General features: G+C 64.3%; 11 protein-coding genes. All 11 read right to left on the bottom strand.

Going from position 1 to position 24,412, the window contains the following annotated elements; all coding sequences use genetic code 11:
- Entirely contained in the window at nucleotides 1-5,538 is a 5,538-nt protein-coding gene (locus AC069I_RS18260; RefSeq protein ID WP_478265924.1) for a hypothetical protein, read from the bottom strand.
- Nucleotides 5,539-5,712: 174 nt separating this feature from the next.
- Nucleotides 5,713-9,741 (bottom strand): type IV secretory system conjugative DNA transfer family protein, encoded by a 4,029-nt coding sequence (locus AC069I_RS18255; RefSeq protein ID WP_478265923.1) that lies wholly within the window; start codon nucleotides 9,739-9,741, stop codon nucleotides 5,713-5,715.
- A 117-nt stretch (nucleotides 9,742-9,858) separates the two neighbouring features.
- The gene (locus tag AC069I_RS18250; RefSeq protein WP_478265922.1) at nucleotides 9,859-11,772 is read right to left on the bottom strand and encodes a hypothetical protein; all 1,914 of its coding nucleotides are present in this window, start codon (nucleotides 11,770-11,772) and stop codon (nucleotides 9,859-9,861) included.
- A 220-nt stretch (nucleotides 11,773-11,992) separates the two neighbouring features.
- A complete protein-coding gene (locus AC069I_RS18245) occupies nucleotides 11,993-14,755 on the bottom strand; it encodes an AAA family ATPase (protein WP_478265921.1) in 2,763 nt (920 codons plus the stop codon).
- 51 nt (nucleotides 14,756-14,806) lie between these two features.
- Nucleotides 14,807-15,586 (bottom strand): YczE/YyaS/YitT family protein, encoded by a 780-nt coding sequence (locus AC069I_RS18240; RefSeq protein WP_478265920.1) that lies wholly within the window; start codon nucleotides 15,584-15,586, stop codon nucleotides 14,807-14,809.
- Between the two features lie 211 nt (nucleotides 15,587-15,797).
- A complete protein-coding gene (locus tag AC069I_RS18235; protein ID WP_478265919.1) occupies nucleotides 15,798-16,361 on the bottom strand; it encodes a hypothetical protein in 564 nt (187 codons plus the stop codon).
- Between the two features lie 121 nt (nucleotides 16,362-16,482).
- The gene (gene mobL, locus AC069I_RS18230; protein ID WP_478265918.1) at nucleotides 16,483-18,741 is read right to left on the bottom strand and encodes a relaxase MobL; all 2,259 of its coding nucleotides are present in this window, start codon (nucleotides 18,739-18,741) and stop codon (nucleotides 16,483-16,485) included.
- A gap of 48 nt (nucleotides 18,742-18,789) precedes the next feature.
- Nucleotides 18,790-19,905 carry a hypothetical protein gene (locus tag AC069I_RS18225; RefSeq protein ID WP_478265917.1) on the bottom strand — a complete coding sequence of 372 codons (1,116 nt, stop codon included), beginning with the start codon at nucleotides 19,903-19,905 and terminating at the stop codon, nucleotides 18,790-18,792.
- A 700-nt stretch (nucleotides 19,906-20,605) separates the two neighbouring features.
- The gene (locus tag AC069I_RS18220; RefSeq protein WP_478265916.1) at nucleotides 20,606-21,235 is read right to left on the bottom strand and encodes a hypothetical protein; all 630 of its coding nucleotides are present in this window, start codon (nucleotides 21,233-21,235) and stop codon (nucleotides 20,606-20,608) included.
- A gap of 98 nt (nucleotides 21,236-21,333) precedes the next feature.
- Entirely contained in the window at nucleotides 21,334-22,344 is a 1,011-nt protein-coding gene (locus AC069I_RS18215) for a hypothetical protein (RefSeq protein ID WP_478265915.1), read from the bottom strand.
- A gap of 25 nt (nucleotides 22,345-22,369) precedes the next feature.
- Complete coding sequence (locus AC069I_RS18210) at nucleotides 22,370-24,391, bottom strand: phage tail tip lysozyme (protein ID WP_478265914.1); 2,022 nt, start codon at nucleotides 24,389-24,391, stop codon at nucleotides 22,370-22,372.
- Nucleotides 24,392-24,412: the final 21 nt, after the last annotated feature.

Here is a 24,412-nt window from a genome sequence, read left to right as displayed (position 1 = left end):
TCAGACCTCCATCGAGAGTTCGTCGCCAGGTAGTTGCTCACTGGGCCCGGCCTGCGACATGCGGCGCGGGCGGGTGGAATTGACACTGATCGCGTGAGGTGAGCGCCGGACCGTCGCTCGTGTGCCGGCCTCGTCCCCGAGGACGTCGGGCTTGACGACCGAGGCGTCCAGCGTGATGTCCGCTGTGAGTGACTCTCGGCCACGCTGGTCAATAATGCTGACCGCGTGCTCCAGGGCGGCCCGGACCTTGCGTGTCGCGGCTGGTGCGAACTGCTCGTTCCTGTCGCCGTCGTAGAGGTTCTCGCGGTTCGCGGCGGCCTGGAGAAGGTCGTCGAAAGTTCCGCCGTAGGCCATGCGGTCCATGACGGTGCCCGCCAGCGCAGCATCGTTCTCGAGGTTGCGGATGAGTCCAGTAGCCGGGTCCTGCAAGGCGCGGGCCACCCGGGAGACGTAGAGCGGGTTGACCGTGACCCCGAATCCCTCGTTGGACTCGTAGAAGGTCCTGAATTGTGTTTCCCACTCAGTGACAGTGGCCTGCACTGGTTCGCCGTCAATGACAGCTGCGCGCCACTGATTTGGGCCGATGTGCTCGAGCTTCCGACCGCGCCACAGGTCCCGCCCCGGGCCTTGGAGCATGGCATATTTGTGCCGGGCTTCCGCGGCGTCGTGTTTGGCCTGGAGGATCGACTGGGTCACCGGGTAGGTGACCTCGAGGACGGCCTTGAGATCCTCGTTGCGTAGGGCGCGCACCGCCCGCTGGCTGAACGAGCCACCGAGGCCGGTGCCGTGGGCCTTGATCGCCGTGGCGAACATCGAGGCCTCCTGGTCGGCTTGAGTGATGCCGGGTGTGCCTCGCTCGTCGCCGAGGTTGCGGGCGTAGTCCTGGAGCTTCTTCTCGTTGCCCTTCGCGCCTGTGTCGACACAGACCTGCCGCACGCTGAGCAGATGCTCTTCACGGGAAGAGAACCTCAACGCGGTGCCGAACTCGTTGCGCTGTGCGTTCCGATACAGGTCGCTCAACTCTTCAGTGACGACCTGCTGAGCAAGCCGTACCTCTGCCGGTGTCTCGGTCCCGGTCATCGCATGGGTCCTGATCCTGTTGGCCTCGTTGCGTGCGCTGTCCAGGTCGTCGGCCAGCTCCGGGTTCTTCGATAGTGCGACCTGGGTGTCGAGTGACACCTGCATGGCCAGAGGGTGGGCCCCGTCCGGGCCCGTCACGCCGCAGTCCAGGAGATTCGCCGGCACCGTGAGCTTCTGGCGCGCTTCGGCCCTGGCCGTCTCGCCGTGCAGTCTGACGACGGCGACTGCGTCGCCGTCGAAGTCGCCGTCGAAGCACTGATCCATCACCGGGTTGATCGCGGCTCCGGTGAGACGGTCGTCGATCGCGATCCGCATGTAGCGGACGCCCGCGTCGCGCAGAACGGGGTCGCGCCAGACCAACGCGTGGTCGCCTTCGGCCAGGCCCAGTTGGTGAGCCTTGACCGAGCTGAGAGCGATCTGATCGATGTCGAGCCGCGGATCCGCTGTCCACACCATGGTCGCCGAGTCCGAGAGCCGGGAGGACATCAGTCCGGTCTTGAAGATGTTGTTCTTCCCGGTGAGCATGCGGCTCCGAACGTCGGTCGTGATGGCCTCGAACGCACGCTGGGCGCGCGACACCGACTCGCTCATGCTCTGGCGGACCTCCGCACGCTTCTGCGGCGGCAAACCCGCACCGTCTAGGTATTCGGCCATGTACCGATATCGGCATGCCTCGACGAAGACATCCTGATAGCTACGTGTGTAGTCATGCGTGACCGAGGTCCCGTCGTCGAACTCCTGACCACTGCGCAAATGTGATGACAGGACAGGTAGTTTCCACGACGTCGCGCTGAGCGTTTCGGTCTGCTCACCTGTGGGATAGACCAGGGCGAACGGGATCTCCAGGTCTCCTCCCCGGTCGCCGATGAGGTTGCCGAACGACCTCCGCATCGCCGTGGTGTTGAGTCCCGGGGGCTGTCCTTCCTTGCGCGGTTGCGTGCGCAGCAGCTCCGGCATCGGGATCAGCCGGCGTTCGGGTCGCTCGTCGATGCCATCGGCTTGTCCGACGATGCGTAATGTCCCATCGGCTTCCATGTCCAAGCCTGTCACCAGGAGAAATTCCCGGAGGTTCGACTCTGCCCCGCCGTTGTGTCCGTAGAATTCGCGCATGATCTCGGGGCACTGCTGCGACTGCAAGGCCCAGGCCAGCTGAGAGGAGGCTTTCCGTCCCTTCCCGGAACGGACCTGTTCGTCGTCGTAGACCTTGGTCTTGTCGTCGACCGCCATGTGCGTGATGACGAACCGCATCTGCCCAAGAGCACCGGTGGTGTGGTCGCCACCGGGGGAGGACAAATCTGCCACCGGTCCGTTCATGAGTTCCCGCGCGGACCCGGCGTTGCGTCGGGAGATGAGAGAGAACGGGCTCATGACGACATCGAGATCCGGATTGGCCGCGAACCAGGCCACCTCGTGTTCGATACCGTGCTCGCGGGCGTGGGACGGTTTCATGTGCCGATCGACGACAAGGGAGACCACGCCTTTGTTGCCATGAAGGTCGGACAGCTTGTCGCCGACGACGAGGTCGCGCAGCTGGCCGCCGGCTCCGCGGATCCGGTGCGTCTCCGCGAACTCACGGCTGATGACGATCGGATCGTCCGCTGTCCACCCGCCGAAGGTCATCAGCGCCGTACCTGTCGGCGGGGTGACCGCCGACGACTGCATGATCGTCGACGCTGTCATTTGCTGCCGGTCGAAAGGGTCGTACCGCAATGTCGCGAGTTCGGGCCTGCTCATGAGCGGGGCCCGGCTCCCGGTCACCGTGGCCGGGTCGCCGGGAAGAATCGTGCCGTCGGCGTTCACCACGGCGTCCTCGGTCAGATACCGGACGATGCCCTGGTTAGTCGCACCACCGGTCATGACGGGGTCGAAGTATCCGCCGGGCGCGGGGACCTGGTTCATGTCCGTCGCGGTCAGGACGGCCATGTTACGGCCACCGGCAAGACGCCAGGGGTCGAAGTAGTTGTCGTTGGCGGGGTCAGTGTGATCTCGCTCGGCTCGGTACTCGGCGTAGATCGTCGCGCCCTGCTTGATCTCGTTCGCGTAGCGCACTCGCCTCCCCTCGGTGCGCAGGATCGTGGCCGTCCAGGCATCGACCGAGGTGCGGACCTCGCCGGTGAGATCATCGCGTTGGGAGGAGGTGGCACGCTCGATGAAATCCACCGGGTGCTTCGTGCTGTAAAGCTGTGAGTAGACCGTGTTGAGTGAGGCGGGTTCGCCGACCTGGCTTCGGCCGGACACGAGATCGCCGGCGAGCTGATACTGGATTCGTTCGTGCATGAGCTGCTCGTAGCCGCGCAGGATCGTCCGTTCCTCGACCGATGTCGGGGCTTCGCCTGGCGTCTGTGCGGTGATCCTGGCTTCGTAGCCCGGAACGATGAGCGCGTTCTCGCCGCTGGCGAACCGGGTGATGATCTCGCCGTACTCGCCTGGTTCGAATACCTGGCCGAGTTCACCGGTGATGGGGACCGCTGTTCCGTCCCGCCGCAGTTTCTCGCCGCTCCAGCGGATGATGCCCTGGGGGTCGACGAGGATGTCCTTGGGTGTCGTGGCGTGGCGGGCCAGAGTGTCGTGCACCGTCTCGCCGATCCGCCGCACGAAAGAGGACGCGTGCTGGGCGATCGGAATGGCGGCGTCCGCGTCGAAGGTGACGATCCGGTCCTTGAACCGCCTCGCCTGGAAGCCCGACCCCAGCAGCTCGTCAGGGGCGATGGAGCAGCGGCGCAGGGCAGCTGCGAGATTGTCGAGGTTCGACCACTGGCCGGCCGGGCTGGTCATGTACTTCGCCACGCGTGCCGGATCGAAACGCTGGTCGATCCACTCGTCGTCGACGGCGTGAGGTTGCGGCTCCCAGGTCCCGATGAGTTCGAAGGCGACATCGTCGGCGTGGTCGCGGACCTTGTCGGCAGCCGAACCCGCATAGGCGAGGTTCCCCAGGTCAGGGACTTCGTCCGCCCGCAGTTCGCCGATCTGATCCAGGCGTTCCCGATACATCGCTTCGGTCGCGCCCGGGCGGAGCAGCTCGTCGCGGGTCCCGGTGAGCACCTCCCAGTACGAACCCTGAATCGCCGCGATCTCGTCATCGGCGGCATACCGGGGTGGCTCCAGATCCTCGGCGACCCCTCCCGTGCGTGTCCACTCGGCCTCGGCGTGCGCGATGAGTGTCTCGACGTCGAGTGCGGAACGCAGGTTCTCCCGCGCGCTTTCCACGGCCTCGCGCGTGTAGGCCTCGGCGGCGTCGGGGTCGACGAAGAAGGCCGGAAGTGTGCGGTTCTTGGCGTCACGCCGGAGGAGAATCTTCGATCCGGGACGAGGGCGCGACTCGCCTGGAACCACGTAGTCGCCGACGACGAACATCGACTCCCGGTCGAGATGGTAGCTATCGGGGACGTCGAGAATTGTGCGGCCACGACCGTGCTCGGGGTGTGTTGTGCCGATCTCGCCGACCGCGACGCCGGGACTGTCGTCACGGTCGACACGACGGCCCTGGGCAAAGCGCAGCAACCTGACGGCCTCCGCCGCCGTCGGGGACGGGACCGCCATACCCCCGGGGACCCGATAGTTGGTGGAGTAACGCAGGACCGTGCCGTTGTCGTAGATTCGTGCCCCGGCGTACTCCTCCTGCCGGGTGTCGATGAGCCGGATCTCCATGCCGGTGCCGGCGATCTTGGCTTTGATCTGGCCTGGGTCGCGATCCCGTACCACCGTATAGGCCACACCCTGGGACTTGAGCTCATCGAGCAGCGCGGCACACCGCTGCACCGCGCGTGCCGACATGAACCGATTGCGGTCGACCCTGGCGGTCTGCGGATCACGCCCGCCGTCGATGACCCATTCTCGGATCTGCTCGTACTCCTGGCGGCTCATCTTGTCCATGAGTGCGGTGAGCCCTGCCGCGTCGTCGTCGGTCATCGCCCGGCCGGCCTCGCGCGGAACGCCCTCGTCGTCGAGACGCCACAGCTTCATGTTCCCTCGCCTCGGGTCGGCGAGCGTGTCCACCTCGCCGTCCGATACCCGCGCGATCGTCTCGTCGGTGAGGTAGACAAGACCGGTGCCCGCGCGCTTCACCGTGGCGCGTTCTGACCAGGCGGGGTCGTAGGGGCTGATCGGCAACCGGGAGGAGGTCGGATCCGCGCGGGCCCCGACACCGGTGATCTGTGTGAACTCCTCCTGCAAGCGCTGGTAGCGTTGATCGCCGGGGCTATGATCGCCGAACTGGGGTGCGTAGCCGGGAACGCGCTCTGCGAAGGCCTGGTCGATGGCGGTGAGGCAGTCAGTCACGGTCAGGCGGGGATCGGCCATCGTCGTGCCCTGATCGCGCAGGATCCCGTCGACGCGGTGGCGGATGGCTTTGGCCTGCGAGATCGGGATGATCTGCCCTGTCTGGTGCCGGGCCTGTTCGACCGCCTTGAATACGATGTACTCGTAGAAGTACCTGCGCAGCCCGTGTGCCTTCTTCATCTGTGCCAGCCTCCTGTGAATCTTGGATCCGATAGCCCTCTACGCAGCATATCGTGTCTATCGATAGGAGAGTGATACGTGATTGAATGACTGAAGTCGCCATTCTGGTGGCCGGCTGCGGCGTCAAGGGGGCCGCGACAACCGAAGCTGGCGGGTGTCTCGGTTCGTCGGCGACTAGTTTGCTCTCATCTCCACTGCCATCGCCCGGTCGAATGCCCCGTCGGCCAGCAACTCCCAACTCGGAAGGGATGCCAGATACTGGTAGAAGGCCGTGTGGATCCTCACGGTGCTCAGCGACTGCAGATCTTCGGCGGTGATGTCCTCGTCGGCGTAGATCCGGGCTGCTGGATCCCGGATCTTGCCGTTGATCTTGCGGACCGCGTCGCGGAATTGAGCGGATCGCACGTGGCTGATGTAAGTCCTTGTGCCATCAGCGCTGAGCAACTCGCCGTCCCGGCCGACCGTGAAGTGCTCCTCGTCCCGCTCGAGGTCGACCTGACAAGACTTGTATGCCTCACTGAACTGGATGTCGAGGCTCTTGATCTTCGCGGATCCGTCCGGGTTGACCAGCATTTCCCTGCTGATGGTTCCCTCGGCGTAGATCCGGCGCTGCCGCACGGTGTTGGCCGCCGCGCGTTCAGCGAGCTCCGTGGCGACCAGGACGTTGTCGACGAAGTCGTCTTCGCTGAACATCATGGTCGCCCCGTACTCCTCGGGATCGACGACCACCGGGGTGTCCGGTGCCCGATCGTCGACGACCGCGGTCATCATCGTGATGACTTCCATGACCTCGTCGGCGTAGACGTCAGGATCGAGACGCTCGATGTCGACGTCCTTGTACCCGTAGGTCTGCTGGTAGAGGGTCTTGGCATCCGCAGCGCGGACGGCCTGCCGCATCCGCTTGTCCAGCATCTTCACGAAGTCAGGCTGGTTCATGCGCACGTCGAAATCGACGGCGGACGACAACGTGGGGATCGTCTGCAGGGAGTACTCGTGTCCGGGGTGGGTGATCGTGTCCCGAAACAGCCGCCATGACATCGGCAGGATCGTCTGGTTGCGATTCCACACGGGAGCGTCACCGGCGCGAAAGACGATCGAGTTGCGCGGCGGGAGGAACGCCAAGTCGTTGTAGGAGATGAGCGGCTCATCCTTGGTGTTCATGGTGTACGAGACACGCCCTTCGGTCTTTCCGCCGACGATCCTGTCCAGGTCCTTGCTGATCTGCTTGGAGTCAACGTATGACCGGTGTGTTCGGCCGCTCATCTTTTCCAGCTGCTCGATCATGGAGTCGTCGGTCGACTTGAGAAAGACGATGTTGGAGGTGTTTCCCTGGACGATTTTGTCCACACTCTCGCCGTAGACATCGCGCAGTTGCTGCAGGGTCTGGAGAACGAGCGTGAACTGCTGATCCTGTCCCAGTCCGATGGAGAGCATCGTCGCGAAGCCGGCGATGCCGTGCCCTTCCGACTGCAGATTGCCTAGTTCGTCGAGCATGAATCGTGTCTTGTACAGCGGTTTCTGACTACTTTTGGTCATGTAGCTCTTGTCGAAGTTCAAGTCGACAAGCTGCTTGATCAAGATGAGGATCAGCTTCGCGTACTTCATCAGATGCGGTGGGGTCACCAGAAACACAGCTTTGGGCGACTCGGAATACCGCACGGTCGTGCGGGTGATTGCCCTGGCCTCACCGGAGACCTTCTCTGGGTTCCCTCCGCCGGAGAAGTCCAGCCGCGTGTGCGGGTACATCGTGTCCCCGGGCTCGAACGACACGATTTTCTCGTCTGCGGTCCGGCCGTCACGTACTGGGCGTACCTCGCGTAGAACGCCGTTCTTGATGACCTTCTTGCCCGTGACAGGCTCGATCACGTAGTGCCGGCCGTTGAGCGATACCTGATAGTTCTTCTTGAAGTGGAAGAAGAATACGCGCACTAGCATCTTTGACTGCGGGTTGACGAGTTCGAGTTTGATCCATGCTTCGTCGGCTGGAAACTTTCCCTTGAAGTAGTAGCGTGTCCACCCCTCGGTCGTGACGATGTCGGTGTGCTCGAACTCCGCGCCGAGGGACGCGGAGAACATCGGGTCCTGGTATGCCGACCACACCGACTGCAGGCCCTTGAGATGATCCCGTTTGAGGTAGTTCGGCGCGAAGCGAACGCCGAAGCGCCGGGGGAAGCTCAACCCGCCCAGATCGGTATTCTGTGACGGTTTTCCGGATGTCAGGGTCGAGATCGTGGGATCGGTGAAGAATGACATCGCCGTGATCGCGATGCCATAAACTGAGGCGAGCATCTTCTCGGCACCTGCCATGGCACGTAGCGCGTTGTTGGCGTTGCCGATCAGCGTTCGCATCGTGTTCGTCGGCAGTGCCTCGGTCGCGTTGAAGAACAGTGTCAGCATGTCTTGCTCAGCACGGCCTTCCCACAAGAACTCCTGCTCCGCGACCTTTGCCTGTTCGGCCTCCAGTAGTGGCAGGTCGTCCTCGAACTCCCCGGCTTTGATTCGCTTCTCAAGTTCCGCTGCGGGATTCTTGAGTTTCTTCGACGTCAATTGAACGAAGAGCTGATAACAGTTGTAGAGAGAGACCTTTCCCCACATGTCATCGAGACGCTGCTCCAGTGTCTCCAGATCCATGCCGGTCAACGAGGCGACCTCGCGCAGTTCGCGTTCTTCTTCCAGGTAGAAGTCGATGAGGCCGTAGGCTGCGCGTTTGAAGGCGTTGTTCGCAGCGTTGGGCCACACCGGGTCCTCGCCGCCGTCGAGCGGGAAGAACACGTCGGCGATGTTCTCCACGTACAGTGCGCACTTGGTCGAATCACCCTCGCGGGCAGCCTCGGCTGCCAGGCCGAGCACGTTGTAGATGTCGGTCTTCATGGCGTTGATGAGGTTGAACTGAACGGGCTCGAAGCCGCGCGTGACCAGGGGGACGTAGTTCTTCACCAGCAGTTCGCCTTTGGGATCGTTGACCACCATGTTCGACGGCTTGATCTCCCTGCTCCACATATCCAGCAACGGCTCTATATAGGTCTGTCCCTTGCCTGCGCGGGTGATGGCCAGAACCATCGTGTTAACCGGGGCGGTGTCCACGATGTAGGCACCCGCCGGTCGCTGGACTTCAAACTTCGGCAGGGTCCAGTCGGCCCTGATGAGATCGGCGACGGTCTCGTGGGTGCCGAGCTTGTCGTGGAGCTTCCCGCCGGGGTTGTACGGGATCAGCGTCGTGTCGTACTTCTCGCGCAGGTTCTTGTCCCGGGGCAGGCCCGACGTCTCGAACAGGTCGTCTCCGAACCGCTCGTCGATGATTGGTTCTGACGTGGTGATCGGATTTCCCGCGGAGTCCTCCATGATCTCACCGGCGTAGTAGAGGACACTTCCGTCCTCATCGAGGATGTCGGTCTCCGCGCGCCGGTACACCGTCACCGTGCCCAGTCCCTTGTTCCGGAGCATCATGTGACTGATCATCGAGCTGACCTGCACGGCGGAGTGTGCGCCGGCGTCCGGGAACCAGTCGTACTTGCGCTGGATCTCCTGGGGAAGCGCTATGTGCTGGTCGTTTTGATATTGGTTGATGTCGTCCGTGGTGTTCATCAGGTTCGCCGCGGCGACACGGCGCCAGAACCAGGTCGCGAGGATGATCAGGGCCAGGGAGCCAGAGCCGAGGGCGACGACAAGCTTGACCAGGGAGACGCTGGCCATTTGCTCGCCCACGCTCAGGGCACCGCGCTCAGGGATCTCTGGGTTGCTCCCGCCGTCGTTGTTCCGTTGCTGGGACCACCAAGCGGGAACAGGTACCTCGCCAGGCGTGGAATAGCACTTCGAACGGGTGTCGGGGAGAGTGCGTTCTGTCAGAGGCCGGTAGCACGGCCTCACCGTGCCGTTGGCGCCGGTCGTCTTCTCTTCCACGTAGTAGGTCTTCGGTGTGCCGCTGTGGTCACGCGAACCGGCGGTGATCGTCGCGCCTGCGGAGAGGACAGCGGAGGCGACGACCGAATACACTATCCAGACCGCGGCAGCTGCGAGGACAGCAGCGACGGCGGCGGCGATCAGACCAGGTCTCCTGGAACGTCGGGTCTGGAGTTTGCCGCGGTCGAGCTGCTGGTCGTCGTAGACGTCCCTGTTCGTCAAGGTGGCGCTGGACGGCCGGCGCGACACCTTGTCCCAGTTGCTCGCTTTCGGGTGTGATGCCCGCCGGTCGCTGATAGCCATGTCTCACTCCCCGCTTCTCGCCGCACCTCGGGCGGTGTCGAGTTGTCGTTCGTCGTGTTCCTCGGCGAGGTGCCAGGAGGCGACCGTGGCGACGGCGCTACGCACGTCACGCTCCGGTCAACCGCCCAGGACGGCGCCCGCTATGAACCCCGCCACCGCGAGCAGCACCGAGATCGCCACCATCACGATGATGAGGATTCGTGTGGTGCGTCCCTGAATCGCTGAGGCTTGTGTCAGCTGCTGGACGTGAGCCGCGTGGTCGTCCTTCAGCTGCGTGACTCGCTCGGCCAAGCGTTGTTTCTGTGAGCTCTCGACGGTTTCCAGCTGGCGCAGCAGGTCCGCGACCCGTGCAATCTGAGCCCTCGTGCGCTCCCGTTCGAGTCCGAGACTGTGTTGCCACTCAGCGTCGCGGACCTGCAGGCTGGCCACTGCCTCCCTGCGATCGCGCTCCTGCTGGCCCTCCAGCAGGCGGACGCGCTCGTCGTGCGCGCTTCGCTGTGCTTGGAGAAGCGCATCCTGCTCGCGGCGCACCTGTGCGATCTCGTCGGCGTTGCGCTGATGCTCTGTCAGGGCAGCGGCGTGCGCGATGTCAGCCTTGCGGTTGTCGTCGACGACCTGCAAGATGTCGGTCCGCCACTGGGCGAGGCGCTTCTCCTCGACTGCGCGGAAATCTTCGAGGCGCTCTGTGAGCGCCTCGAAGATCCGGGTGGTGCCGATCTGCATTCTCAGGCTGGCGTCTGAGCGGCGCACACGCAGGAGCTCCTGCAGGTCATGGGTGTAGGCGTTCTCCAGGTCACGGTCGACCTCGCTGACAGCGTCGCTGAGCTCTCGTTCCATCTTCGCCCGGTTGCGTGCCATGAACTGCGTCTGTGCGTGTAAGGAGGCCTCTTGGCCGCGAGCGGCCGCCTGCTTCTCGTAGTCGTTGACGATCCGGCTCTTGGCCTCCTGGACCCTGGTGGCCTTCTCCGACAATCGATCGAGGTGAGCCTGGTCGATATCGTCTTTGAGCACCTTGTAGCGCGAGCCGTCGCGGTCCGTGGCCACATCCCGGATTACCTGTTCCAAGTGCGCCGACGTCAGGGTGACGAACAGGAGACGCAGTTCGTCCTGGTGTGCCGCGCGCAGTTGGGCGAGATCGGCGTTTGCCTGCTGGCTGAGGTAAGCCACCTGGTCACTCAGCCAGTCGGTGGTGCCGTGCGGCATGTCGATCTGCACAACCGGCGCGCCGATCGCGAACGTCGTGTTGAATTCATCGAGCCGTACGGTCAGGTCGAGGTCCTCGGAGAGAAACCGTCGGGCGATGGTGTCACGTGCCTCGTCCTGATCTGCCAGCGAGACCGCACCATGCATGTCGTGCCCGGTGACAGCCTCGTCGCTGCCGACGGATCCGTCCTCGTCGTCGAACTCGGCGAGACCGGCGGTGTCCCCGAAAGCTACCTCGTCGGGCTCCACTTCGATCAGACCGTCGGGATTCTCAGCGTCCTCATCATGGAGCCCCGACTCGGGGACTGGACTCGTCTCGGGATCATCGGCGGGATCGTGGTGGGAGTCGTCGCCGGCGTCGTGGGCCGGCGTCGTGGTGGCAGGGGCGTCCGCCACGCCACTGTGGTCGCGCCACGCCTGGGCGCCCACTGCGTCTTTCAGCTCGAGCGAACCAGCGCATACTGCCTTGGCTTGGTCGAAGGTGGCGCTCTCGGCGAGATCGATCAGCAAGCCGTCGCTTGAATCCTGCCACACAACAGCCCAGGTGTACGCGGCGCTGGTCAGGAGTGCGTACTCGGAGATCCGCTCCAGTGTGTCGTCGGTGGGGATGATGCCGAAGATCTCGTCCCTCAACATCGCTGCCGTTGCGACAGTCTTGATCTGATCCGAGCCGATGAGTTCGATGATCGAACCTTTGGCCTCGTTCCGACCGTGGCGTTTGCTCAAGCCTCCGATGTCCGCAGCGGCGAGGATGAGCACGACCCACGCCGTGCCGCTGGGAAAGACGAAAGGCTTGTTCCGGCGCAGCAACTCGACCGCCGCCGGCACGGCAGTTTCCCGGACCACCGACGAGAGGAGCTCGTCCGGCCGCTTCTTCCGGTCCTTCCTGTGGGAGGCCGCGTCAGATCCCCGAATCCCCATCACAGCTGCCCCCTTCGATCGAGAACTCTCGTCTTATCTATCAGTAGTCTATCTATTGATAGCTGGCACATACAACGAATGATGAATGGGATGGATCTCGTCGCGGCGATCGCCGGGTGGGCGTGGCTCAGCGCATCGCGCTGACCTCAACGTGCGCGTCGGAGCTGAGCAGGTTCTTGTCGTCGCTGACCAGGTCACCGACGACGTCGACTCGAAGCCCGCGGGCTGTGGGGTTCTCGTTGATGAACGTTGCCACGGCTGTGGTGACCTCGTCGGTCATCCTCGCGACGGCCGCCCGCGCCCCGCCGGCGTCGGCGTGGGTGTCGCCCTTGTCGTCGACGAGGTACTGGAGCACCTTCGGGTCCATCGTTACACGCATGTTGTGTTTGGCCAGGACGTCCTGGACCAGCGTGCGCAGTTTGCCGCGCACGATCTTCTGCTGCGTCGCCCTCGACAAAGGCTGGAACGGCACGATGGTGTCGATACGTCCGAGTAGTTCGGGTGGGAACCTGTTGTCCGCGGAAGTCTCGGAGATCGAACGTCGGATGAGCTTCGCGTACTCCGCGAGTTGTTTCCCAGATCCGGTGTCGTCTTCCGCGTAGTGGGCAATCGTCGAATAGATCTCAGCGCCCGAGTTGGTCGTGAGCACGATGTAGGTGTTCAAGAAACTCACCTCCCGATGGTGATCGTCGGTCAGCCTGCCGTCGTCGAGTACCTGCATCAGCACACGCGTGACCATGGGGGACGCTTTCTCGATCTCGTCGAAGAGCAACACCGCGTGCGAGCGATCCCACACCTTTCTCGTGAGCTCGGATCGGAAGGCGGTGAACGATTCGTCCGTCGCGAACTCGGTCATGTCGAATCGGATGAGATGGCGTTCGTCGTCGCCGAATAGCAAGCCCGCCAACTGTTTGGTGAGCTCGGTGTTGTGTGTGACCACGAAGTCGCCGGCGAGGTAGAGGTGTTCGTCGTCGTCGACGTAGATGCATACCATCTGTTCGCGGCGGTCCAGCTTCGTGATGCTGCGAATGCCGACGTGCTGGCCGGACAACCCACGGTGGGCGTCGGCCGGTCGTGGGCTCGCGGTGAGGCTCAGATCTTCGGCACGAGAGAAGAATCGGTGCAGGTCGACCTTCTCCGCCGTCGCGTCGACGATGTACATCTCGTGGGTGGAGTGTCGGTCCGCCGGCGCCGCTCGGCGGACCCTGCTGGGCACACCGAGCGAGCGCAGCAGACTCAGGATGTCGGCGGCCAAGCCCGCAGACGGGGCGGCGTAGGAGAGTTGGACTCGATCGTGCTCGGCAGCGTGACCGCCGCTGCCGCCGAGGTCGAACAAGCCTCGGACCAGCCGCCAGCGCTGGTCGATTGACGCTGTCATGAACGTCGCCGGGATACGCTTGCGGTCCCACGCCGTCCCGGCGATCGTGGATAGGCCGGGCAGCCGGCCGCGACCGCGGCAGGGGAGGGGAACGCGGTGGGAATGTGGTGTGCTGTGGTGCCCGGCCTCCGTACTCAGCAGGGAGCCCACGACGTATGGCTCGGCCGGGAGCGCCGCTACGGGCCACTGCACGGCCTCGTTCATAGGGATGAAGTAGGTCGGTGTCTCGTGACCGTCTCGGTCGTGGGTCACCAGGTCCTTGTCAATCAAGTCTGCTGTGCGGTAGCAGGACCAGGTCCCTGTTTCCTTTTCGGCGCCGGAGGCTGCCGTCCATAGGTGGTCGTCCGACACGTCGAGCGTGCGGCCGTCGTCGAGGGTGACACGAAACGTGTCGCGTATCCCCTGCGGAAAGACGGCGAGGACTTCCTGAGGGGTACCCCGGCGGCTGAACGTGAAGTCACCGGGACGCAGAGCACCCGCTACCTTCCACGCAACGGAACCGTCCGGCGTGTACACCGGTACTGGGGTCGAGGATGTGGTTGCCTTGCCGACTCCGGTGGAGCCTGTGAAAAGGAAGCTCGCCTCTGGTCGCCCTTTGTCATTGAGGCCGGCCACCGATAGCTGCAGCCGCCGCGCGACCGCACGTGTCGCCCAGTCCTGGCTGAGCACCGTCGCGTCGAGCTGTTCCTTGATCTGGGAGGCGTCTACTTTGACCGCTACGTTGACGTTCAGCGACTCCATCAGAACATCCGCGAGCAATGCGTGGTCGAGTGGGCGGCGTGTCAGCCGATGCCAGCCAATCATCGAGTCAAGCACGAGGATCGCCTTGCGCGGCTGCGCGCTCGCGGGAATGTAGCGCTGCGTGTAGTCGTAAATCTGCCGGTAGAGGTGGGTGTCTTGAAACTGGGCGGCGACCCCATATTGCTCGGCCATGCCCTGAAGGATCCGGAACGTCGTGTCCTGATCGGGGGGACTGAGATTGATCCGCTGCAGGCGTTCGACGAGGGGTTGGTTGGCCGCGATATGCCTGTGGAACTCTTCATACGTCGTTGCCGCGACGATGCGAATGCCTCGTGTACCCGAGGCCGCCAGCACAGGCTTGATGGCTTCGGCGGCTGCGGCGGAGAGCTGGATGAGCTGATGGAACTCGTCGATGAAGATGACCAGCTCCTGGTTCTCGGAAGCGACGAAGGCCTCGGCCTCGTCGAAGAAACTCTTAAGCACCGCCGCCATCAGCTCGCCGTCACCGGCCGCCGAACTCATACGTGCCAAGTCGATCTCAAGATAGAGGCGGCTGGTGTCAGCGAGCATGGTCGCGTGGACGAGTGCTGTCTTGCCCGTGCCGGCCTCGGCCAACAGGAGGGCATTACATAACTCGGGGCGGCTCAGAGCGGCCTTCAGCTGCAGCGTCTCGCGCTCGCGACCCACGATGGGCCGCCGGGTCCTGGCCAGTGGCGTCGAAAGCTCGGCCAGACGCGGATAGAGCTCGTTGAGATGTGCGTCGGGGAACATGCTGCAGGGCACCTCCGGCCAAGGCAAGCTGAAACGAACACGATGTGCGCCTCAGTCGCCGTCCGGTGTGAGGGTCCGCGCAGCTTCACCGGAGGCGCGGTGGCCGGTGGTTTTAGTATGGCCGGAGGTGCTTGCCTGGCCCGTCGTGTGAGGCGATCCCACGAGCCGGGCGATGCGGGGCCAGAACACGGCGATGAGCGGTCCGCAGCCCAAAGCCAGGACTGCGGTGCCCGGACCCAGGACGCCGGAGCCGATTGCGAGGTCCGCCCCGAGCAGGATCGTCCCGGCGGTGGCGCAGGCGATGTCGATGCCGACGCGGACGCAGGCGATCTGCCGTCCGCGCCCGGTGGGCGGAGCGCCGCGCAGCCATGCCAGCATCAGTGCGTCGCGCGGGATGCGGCCGAGGTCTGCGGCGAGGTAGCTGGCCGCCCCGACACAGAAGAGCACCCCGCCGGCAACGAAGAGAGCTATCTGCAGCGCGAATGCGTCAACGTGCCAGACGTGCGGCCGGAGAATGTCGATGATCAGCGCAGGCACGACGAACGCCACGACGGTGCCCAGGCCAGGTCGGATCCTGAGGACGAGACAGCCCATCAGCAGGACAGACTGTACGGCGATGACTCCGCCACCGATTGTCGATCCGAGAGCGTGGGCTGCTCCCAGGTGCAGTACGTCGATGGGGAGCATGCCGATCCTGCTTGCCAGCAGGAGCGAGACGCCGATTCCCATCGCGACGGTACCGACGAGAAGTGCGCTCGCGCGGCGCCAGAGAGGCGAGGTGATGGGGCGGTATCGGTGGAGGCGCTGAACGCTGGTGCTGTGAGAGCTCATTTGGGTCTCCAATCGCGGCCCGCGGTGCGGGAAAGCTGAAGGGCGGTAGCTGTCGGTGGCGGAACACCGCACACCGTGAGCTGATGTGCACCCGTGACTGGGGTTTGCCGGCGGGCGGCGGCCCCTCGGGCGCTTGGAACGTCGTGGTCACGATGTGCCAAGGGCCCCGGAGTGATCCTCCGGGGCCCTTGGCGGTGGAACTCCGGGCGCCCTAGCCGACGGTGGGCTCACCTACGTCGGCCATTGGCTCGAGGGCGGCACCGTGCTGGGAGCCTGGGGGAGCGACCAAGGTAGTCCCGGTAGGTGTTCGGCGGGCAGCGCGCATGCAGTCGTGCTGGTGATCCAGGGTGGTGGCGTCGACCTTGAATTCGGAAGAGCCGACCGACTTGGTGTTGACCACGAGCCCGGAGCCGCGCGCCGCGGGCATCACGTCTCCTTTGAAGCTGTACATGGTTCCGATCCGCTGTCCGTCTTTCCTGCTGAGCAGCGGCCATTGCTTGGGGCCCGCGGCGTTCTTGATCTCCTGAAGCTGGCTGGCAGAGTACGGTGCTTGGTGCTCGTAACGAACTGTGCCGTCCTCGGTGGTCGTTCGTTCCGATTTCAGATGCAGATTCGTCTGGCCCGGACCTCGATGATCTCGTCCGTCGACCTGAACGTCGATGAAGTGAGTCGTGCCGTCCTTCGTCTTGGCACTGTCGTAGACCTTCGCGATGAGGTTGACTCCGGTCATTGCGCCCTTGCCCTTCAGCTGTGCCATGATCGCGCCTTTCGTCATCCCGGCATCCTTGCGGCAGGCCGGTCCTCGGTGTCGGCAATGTCCGGAGTGGACCTGTGTTTTCCGCCGAACTCCACCCACATTAGTGATGTATCGCTCTATCGGCAAGCTATCGATAGCGCTATCGAATGGGATTGGATACGTCTGATAGGGCCGCAGTGTCGGTTTGGTGGAGGTGCTCTGGTTTGGCGTTGATCACGGTCGTGGCGATCTGTTCGTGGACCAGGGTCGCCAACCCTGTATCCAAGGACACGGTGTTTGATCGGGGCTTGGGCGATGTAGGACCGGACTGGGCGCTCGCCCGGGTTGGCTTCGATCGCAGCAGCAGTGTCCCTGAGGTCCCGGCTGCAGCGTGCAGCTCACGCGATAACCGCGTCATGGCGGCGACATCGGTCACGGGGAGGTCGCTGATCGCCTCGGGCTGGCCGGAATCATCGAGGTAGGCGATCGCCGCGAGAAGTAGACGGCGGCGTTCGGCCGCGGCCCTGGTGAATGTCCGATGCGCTAGTGGGCCGATCGGGACGTCGCTGATGAAGTCGTGTCCGAGGTGGTGCAGGTCCAAAGCCTTGACCTGGTCAAACTCGTATATGGGGTTGGCCGAGGTCTCGATATGGGTGGTGAGCTCGTCGGCTCCGGATCCGGTACGGAGGTCCAGGCCCGCTGAGGACAGCTCCGAGCGCAGAGAATCCACACTCTCGTCGCGAAGTTTCCTGATTGTCGCGATACGGGCGTCGAGGACGGCTCGTCCGGCCGAGCCATCGAGGAGGAGTCGTCCGCCCGGCTGGCCATGGATCTCGCGGCCGAGCTGTTCGGCCAGGACGGGGTCGTCCAACTGCGACAGCGAGGAGTCGTCCCGCAACGTCATGAGGGAACGCAGCCGTCGATCGTAGAGAGCGATCCGGTGCTGCTGCTCACGCCATGGTGTGGTGTCCACGGTGAACGGCAGGATGTGGCGATACTTGCGCACCAACTGGCGGTGGTAATTCTCCTCGAAGCGGTAGAAATCGTAGAGTGGCCGTGAATCCTCCATGGCTGCGAAAGACTTTTCCGCTTGCTCCCACTGGCGGGCCACGTCCTCATAGACACGGGCCTGGTCCAGATGATGGCCCAGTCGTGCCGCGCAACCGCGTAGCCGGAGACCGAATGTCAGCAGATCGACCCCGGTGCGTGAGGTGGCGTGTTCCGGCCGCGTGCCCACCGCGAGCGCGGCCATCTGGGAGTAGTCCAGACCCATGACATCCAGAACTGGGGTACGAACCCGGAGTTCGGCCTCAGGAAGGGTGCGCAGCATCTGGTACACGGCGTCGACGGCCTGTGTCACTATCCGGGCCCGGCTTTGCTCAACACGCCGCTGCCAGTCGTGGTCGGCGAGATTCTCCCGCTCCCGCCGCAGGTTGGCGTGCTCGATGATCCGTTGCATCGCCGCGGGCATGGGGGATCCGGGGCGTGCCAGGTGCTGGGACACCATCGTTGTGAGGAGCCGGTCGGGCTTGCGCATACGCGGGTCGTGCGTGCCGGTTCGCCAAAGGTGTCGCTCGGCGGGTAGGCATGCCACAAGAAACTGGGGAAGTGACTCGGCGCTGATGCGCTCGTGGGCCAAGCGTTTGAGGTAGGTGGTGACATTGCGGTGGTCGTAGCCTACGGCACTGGACAGGTGGTGCGCGGCCTGCTTTTCCTCAAGCCAGACGTCGATTCCGCGGCGCAAGCGCGACTTGTGACAGGCTAGTAGCTTGCCGCGCTGCGTGCCGTCCCTTGCGCGCGAGCCATTCCCGGCGTCGATCATGGCCAGATGGCAGTGCACATGGCTGGTGTCGACCTGGATGACGCCGACATAGCGCAGGTCGTCAAAGCCGTTCGTTCCGCTGGCCATGCGGTCCAGGCCATGCATGATCGACATCCGTAGTTTCATCTGATCGACATGTCCGCGGTAGGCGCCGCGCGTGGTGCAGTGGAAGTCGGTGCTGAGGATGCGCCGACTCTTCAGGTATGCCTCGTCAAAGGAGATCACCGTTTTGAGAACGGTCTTCCCACTGTTGAATCGCTTCTGGATGTCTCTGGACGCGGCGTGCAGATCGTCGTGCGACAGTGAGACTGACCCGTAGCCAAAAGCGAGACCACCGTCACCGTGTGTCCGGCGCAGTCGTGGCCCGAGCTCGACGTGGGAGGACATGGCCCGCCGGACGAGTTCGTCACGGGCCGCGTAGCGTTCCAGAAAGTCATCGGTGCGCTGGCGGTGAATGGGGGCTAGGGGCTCGGTGGCCTGCTCGCGGGCCATGTACCGGGTGATGTAGTGCCCGGGGGTGGCGCCGCGTGTCCCCTTTCCCTCCGGCAGCGGCACACTGAACTCGTTCACGATCACGATCGATGCCCGCAAGGTCATCAGAGGTCACCCGCTCTCGGACTCCACCGTCGCTATCTGGCGGTGGTTTCAGGATCCCGGAATGAAATCGTCGTGCTCAGCGGTGTCGAGGTCGTCGAAACGCTCACTGGCGGGTCCGCCCTCGTCGCCGGCTTCTGGTGGTTTCGTTCCCCCCTGTGCGGTCTTGGCGTGTGCTTGGGAGTCACGATCGCGTTCCTGGTCGAGTGCTGTGGGTGGGACGGTGGTGGTCTGCAAGGCGCGGGCCACGTGCTCGTGATAGAGGAACTCCGGTGTACCCGCGGTCCGCGCCCGCTCTGCGCGGTACTTCGCACGCTCGGCCGAGACCTCCGACTCGACCCGCCGGAGATGGCTTGCCACGGTGCCGGTCGGCATATCGTGCTGAGTGCCGGAGCGAGGCCGTTCACCTTGGTGAGGCATGCCGAGTTCGTTGTCGGTGAACAGGGAACTCGACGCTTCCGGCCCCGGCGACGGTTCGGCGGCAACGGAATCGGCCTGGGCTTTCACCGATGTGGAGTGATCGGCGAAGTAGTCGGTGAGGTCGTAGCCCGATGTGTCTGCGTCGATCTCCAGCTGGGCGATGTGGTGGACCTGGGTGAAGATCACCGGAGCACCGGCATCGCCGTGCGGCGGCGCCACAATGAGTGTGTTCACGGTGGCGGGGAGTTCCCACTCGATGCCGATGATCTGCTCCGGTACCCGGAAAGCACGGCCGAAGTAGCCTTTGCGAGCCAGGACGATCAATTGCTGATCATCGAACTCGTAGAAGGCGTCGACCTTCTCACCTCGGCCAGGGGAGTAGACGACCTCCGTGATGCCGAACGGCAATACGTCGACGAAGGCGACTGAGCGCAACTCTCCGCTTACATGAAGGTAGGGTCGGTAGTTCTCCTCCAGTGCTCGGTGCTGCAGCTCAACGGACTCGACGAGTACTCCGATCTCAGCGGTGAGCTTCTCGTGGTGATAGGTCTTCGTGCCGTGGTCGCGTCGTGCGCGGTCGGCCCACGCGTCGGCCATCGGCAGACCAGCAGTCCGCATCACTTGCCCCGGCGGTTGGCGACCGTCGCGGTCGTGTGGTGAGCCCGGGAAGCTGACGGCGGGCCCGCAATGGACCGCAACGCTGCGGCGCGACCGACGCGAACCTTGTGAATCTTCCGCGTCCCCCAATGCCACAAGGCACGCATGGCGGCGATCTCACCGGCGGCCAGGATGACGACTAGAAAGAACAATGGCATGATCCACAGAGCGATCGCACCGGTCATCGTCAGCGAACCGCGTGGTGCGCCGGACTGTTGATGCAACCATGCGGCGAGCGTCGGGATGACGACGGTCGCAGTGATGCACGCAAGTAGGAAGTCGGCGACCAGGGTGATGCCGCGATAGAACAAAATGAGGGCCGAGACTAGGACCGGGCCACCGTGCGCCCTTGGAATCCTGCGGCCGCGAGCTCCGCGGGGCGATGCGAACCGAGTGCGCGCGGTCGAGCGGGCCCCCTGTCTCGACGAGTCTGGATCCGTCGCGTCCGCGTCGACAACGTTGGTGGTCTTCGGAGTGCGGGACGCCATCATGATGTGATCCTTCGTCTCGTCGTTGTGTCACGTCGCCCGTCACAGCATTCGATCCGCCAACCCGTACGAGACGCATCGGCACATCGCGATGCTCCTCAGCTCGCACGTCGAGGCGCATGTCGTGTCGCCATCGATCGGGCACCACGGTGGGCGAACCACCCGTAGAACGGCCTATCGCACGCTCTCCATCCGACGCCCTCGGGCAACTGCGTAATGTCGACCTCGGTGCCCAGCCGTCCGCCGGGTCTCTGCTCGGTCACTCCACTCTATCAATAGAATGACTCGATAGAGTGCTTGTATTACCGTGAACGACGAGTCGCTCCCTGAGCGGAGACCGCCGAGAGGTTCGTGACCTCACCCTGCGCGTCGATCGTCGCGAAGATCGGTACCCGGCGCGTGGCAGTGACTTGAGCGGGACTGGTGTTGTTCTGCTGGATCGCATCCGAGGTGATATCTACGTCGGCCAGTACAACGTAGGTGTACACACCGCCGAGGGCGCTGACCACGTTGATGTCCGGTGCCTCCCGGACCGATGAGTTGAGGCCCTGAGCGTCGATGTAGTAGTACCTCTTGCCGGATGCATCGTGGTTGTATCGAGCAGGGGGCATGAACTCCCGCAGGAAGGGAGAGTCGTCCCTGAGGCCGAACCTCATCATGAGCGAGGCGCGGGCGTGCTCGTAGCCGGGACCTGAGTCCCAGGTCATCGCCGTTGTGACGAGGGCGGTGAGCCTTCGTGTATCACTGTCTGTCCTGTGGGCGCTGATCCCGAGGGACTGCAGAAGGTTCCGCTCGGCTCTTCCGGCATGCTCCTGGCGCGTGGCTCCGAGGCGGCTCCCGAGCTCAGCGATCTTCGCGTTCTGCCGGTCCAGGACGGTCTGGTGTCCAGCCCACGTCAACGTCGTCCCGCCTGCGAACAACGTGAGAAGCATCGTCATCATGATGACGCCGGCATGGCGCCGCACGCATCGTCGTCTGCCCAACCACCGTCGCTCCGTGGCGTTCGACGACGGTCGTGTCACGCGAGACTTCACCGGCCACCTCGCTCGACGCCCGGCAGACTGCGCGGGCCTTCCAGCTCCGGAGTAGAGGATGCGTGCGGAGTCTGGCCCGATGGGTACTGCTGTGCCGCGCCCGCGGCCGACAACCCGATCTCCAGGTGGTCGAATACCCCGCTTGTGCCTCGATAGTCGTAGGTCGCACGCGCCCAGGCAAGGACGGCCCCGGTCTGGGTGTCCTTGCAGAGCCACACGACTTTCGCTGTAGCTGTCGGGTCCTGAGAATGCCCCGGCGGACGATCCGGCGTCACGGCCTCTACTGCCCAGGCGTACGTGTCCGGTTTGGCCGCCGTCGACCCGACGTAGCGGACGTACCACGGGAAGCGAGGATCGATCTCCGTGTCCGGGTCGAAGGGCAGCACGTTCTGCCAGCGGTAGGCGTTCTCGTCCTCGACCAGATAGGTTTTCCTGCTGAACAAGGGGGCCAGGATCTTGCGGTGTTCGGCGGTAGCCTCGGAGGCTTCGGTCGGTACGCCATTGTTGGTCGGCGGCTCTGTGCTCGCCCGGTGGTACAGCGTGGCGTAAGCCTGCTGGGCAGCCCTGACCTTCTCGGCGTCGATTGCGGCTGCGGAGACGGCGGCTGAGATCATTCTCCGGGAGTCCGCGTCCCTCGACCCGGCCAGCAGGTCGGACAGCTGTCCCTCTTGTGCTGCGATCGTCGAGTCGTTCGCCGCTCGCGCAGCGTCGAGACGATGGCTTGCGATGGAGGCGGCCAGGACTACTGCGAGGATCCCCAGGCTCACCAGGACAGTGAACCTGCGCTTCGGCGTTCCCGCGCTCGCTGATAGACGGGTTTCCCGGCGGTCACGCCGGCGGTTGCGCCAGGTGGTGAATCGTGCCTCGAGCTGGGCTCCGGTGACCTTGCCGTGCCGCCGGTGCGCGGCGGGTTGTCTCGCCTCTCGCAGCGCGGAGCCGGGCGACCCTTCACGACCACGGTCTTGCCGATCAGGGTCGTCCTCAACGTGCTGGGTGAATCTCTTCACGTCGAACACTCCTCGTGTACGTCCGTCACGCTGTCTTGATCTGGTCGGGAGGCAACATTGCGTCGGACATGTCCACGAACTTCCAGCCTTGTGCGGCCATGTCCGCCGCGCTGGCGACTCGGACCCTGCCCATGAACGCGCAATACCCGGCCTCACCGATGACGAGCTGGTCACCCCGGACACCGAGGACCACCAGGGTGTGGCCCGCAGGGCCGGTGCCCGGACCGGACCCCACGGAGTAGGGCGCGGGGGCTGAGGACGTGGCCTTGCCCATGCGCTCGGCGATCGTGTGGGCGGTCCGAATGCCGTCACCTGAGGGATAAGTCTGCAGCGTCGTGTACTTGTTCACGAAGTAGGTCGAGAAGGAGACGCAGTTCATGGCGTGATTGCTTCCGCACGACCCGGGCCCGCCGTTTTCTCCGTAGCGGGCGTCGAGAAACTTGTCGCCCTCCTGATTGAACAAATCGATCAGCGCGTGGGCCTCCTGCTCGGTCATGCCGCCCGCGGGTGGCGTGCCTGATCCGCCCCCGCCTTCGCCGTCCCCATTGTGCGAACAGCTGTGGGACAGGCTGCGGGCGCCGCCGCGGGCAGTGTCGACAAGGTCGCCGACGATGGTCTTGGTGTCACCGACAACGGACTTGTCGACCGTCCAGCCGCTCATGCTCGCGAACCACCGCTCAGCGTCGCGGGCTCGTTCGGCCATCTTCGAGGCGTTGTCCGCCGAGCGCTCCCATCTGTTGTGGAAGTGGTACGCCGCTGCGCTCGGAGACCCCTGTGAGGTCGTGACCATGTCTTTGAAGACCTGTACGTCACCGGGATTGTCGCCTTCGACCATGAACGCCAGCTGGGTCTCAATGGTGTACCAGTCTTTCTTCCTGGCGCCGGCGTAGTCGAGCAGCATCGTCGTGCGGCCGTTGGACCATTGGCCGAGGCCGATGCCACCGTGTGCCTGCCCTGGAATGTGGGTGAATCCTCCGTCCCAGGCCGCCTGCTTACGCGGGCCGATCCTGTACGGCTCAGTGAAGATGGATTCCACACTGGTCGGGTCCACACCGGACTCTTGTGACCAGTTGCCCAGGATTCCCGCGATGTTCTCTTTCGGCATTCCCCAGGTGCTCAGCACCGAGTAGACGGTCTTCGCGTTCGCTTCCGTGGTTGCGGGAACGATCGCACCGTCGCCGCCACCCAACGTCTCGACCGCACAGCGTGCGTCGCGAGTGTCCTGTTGTCCGTCATCGGTGAGCGCGGTGTTGGAAAGGACGCCAGCCATTGTTCCCGCCACGGCGACGACCGCCACTGTGGCGGCTAATCCGGAGATCACCGCTGCCACTGGGGCGACAACCGCCGCGACGCTGACACCGAGGGCAGCACCAACCGCGTTGGCCAGGAACCCGCCGATAGCGAGGAAAGGGGCGATGATGATGTGTACCAGTGCCTTGAGGGCCGTGGCTACGAGCCCGTACAGCCAGGCTGCCATGTTGAGCACCATCGCCACAAACGCGAAGAACATGGACTTCAACCAGTTGAGCAGGGCCGTGAGCATGACGATCGCCATTGCCTGGGGTGCTGCCGCCACGGACCCGCCGGCGACGATAGCCTTCGCCGTCGTCGGTTTCGCGTCATTCTGGTCGCTCGAGTGACCGCGTTCGCGGCTCGTGCCTCCTGCCCCCAGGTGAGGAGTCTCGCGCTCAGCGCCGGTGTGGCCTGCGGCGTCGTGAGCGATCGCCAGGCCTGCTTCCTTAGCGGCGCCGATCGCCGCGGCGTGCGGATCACCCAACGCCGCACCACTGGCGGCACCGGCGACAGCCCGGCCCGCATACCGACGGGCCCTGCTGTCGCCGGTGCCTTCGATGGCCTGGCCAACTGCCTGCCCCGCACCATCTAGCCCGGCTTGTGTCAGGGTCGCGGTCGGACCTCCCGTGCCCGTGCTGCCGAAGGGCTCTGGCGTGGATGGTCCGTTCAGCACGTGACGGTTAGCGGAGTGCGCTGGTGACCGGGACGCCGATGCGCCGGAGGTGTTTGCCGCGTCCGGTCGGTCGGTGGTCATGATGTCCTTCCGTTCTCCGGC

This window comes from Amycolatopsis sp. NPDC043885 (assembly GCF_056435685.1).
Note: the sequence above shows the minus strand (reverse complement) of the source record. Positions and strands in the feature narration are given on the sequence as shown.

Coding starts and splice junctions, on each gene's coding strand:
- AC069I_RS18260 (WP_478265924.1), bottom strand. CDS start 5,538: ATGAAGAAGGCACACGGGCTGCGCAGGTACTTCTACGAGTACATCGTA.
- AC069I_RS18255 (WP_478265923.1), bottom strand. CDS start 9,741: ATGGCTATCAGCGACCGGCGGGCATCACACCCGAAAGCGAGCAACTGG.
- AC069I_RS18245 (WP_478265921.1), bottom strand. CDS start 14,755: ATGTTCCCCGACGCACATCTCAACGAGCTCTATCCGCGTCTGGCCGAG.
- AC069I_RS18240 (WP_478265920.1), bottom strand. CDS start 15,586: ATGAGCTCTCACAGCACCAGCGTTCAGCGCCTCCACCGATACCGCCCC.
- AC069I_RS18235 (WP_478265919.1), bottom strand. CDS start 16,361: ATGACGAAAGGCGCGATCATGGCACAGCTGAAGGGCAAGGGCGCAATG.
- mobL (WP_478265918.1), bottom strand. CDS start 18,741: ATGACCTTGCGGGCATCGATCGTGATCGTGAACGAGTTCAGTGTGCCG.
- AC069I_RS18220 (WP_478265916.1), bottom strand. CDS start 21,235: ATGCTTCTCACGTTGTTCGCAGGCGGGACGACGTTGACGTGGGCTGGA.
- AC069I_RS18210 (WP_478265914.1), bottom strand. CDS start 24,391: ATGACCACCGACCGACCGGACGCGGCAAACACCTCCGGCGCATCGGCG.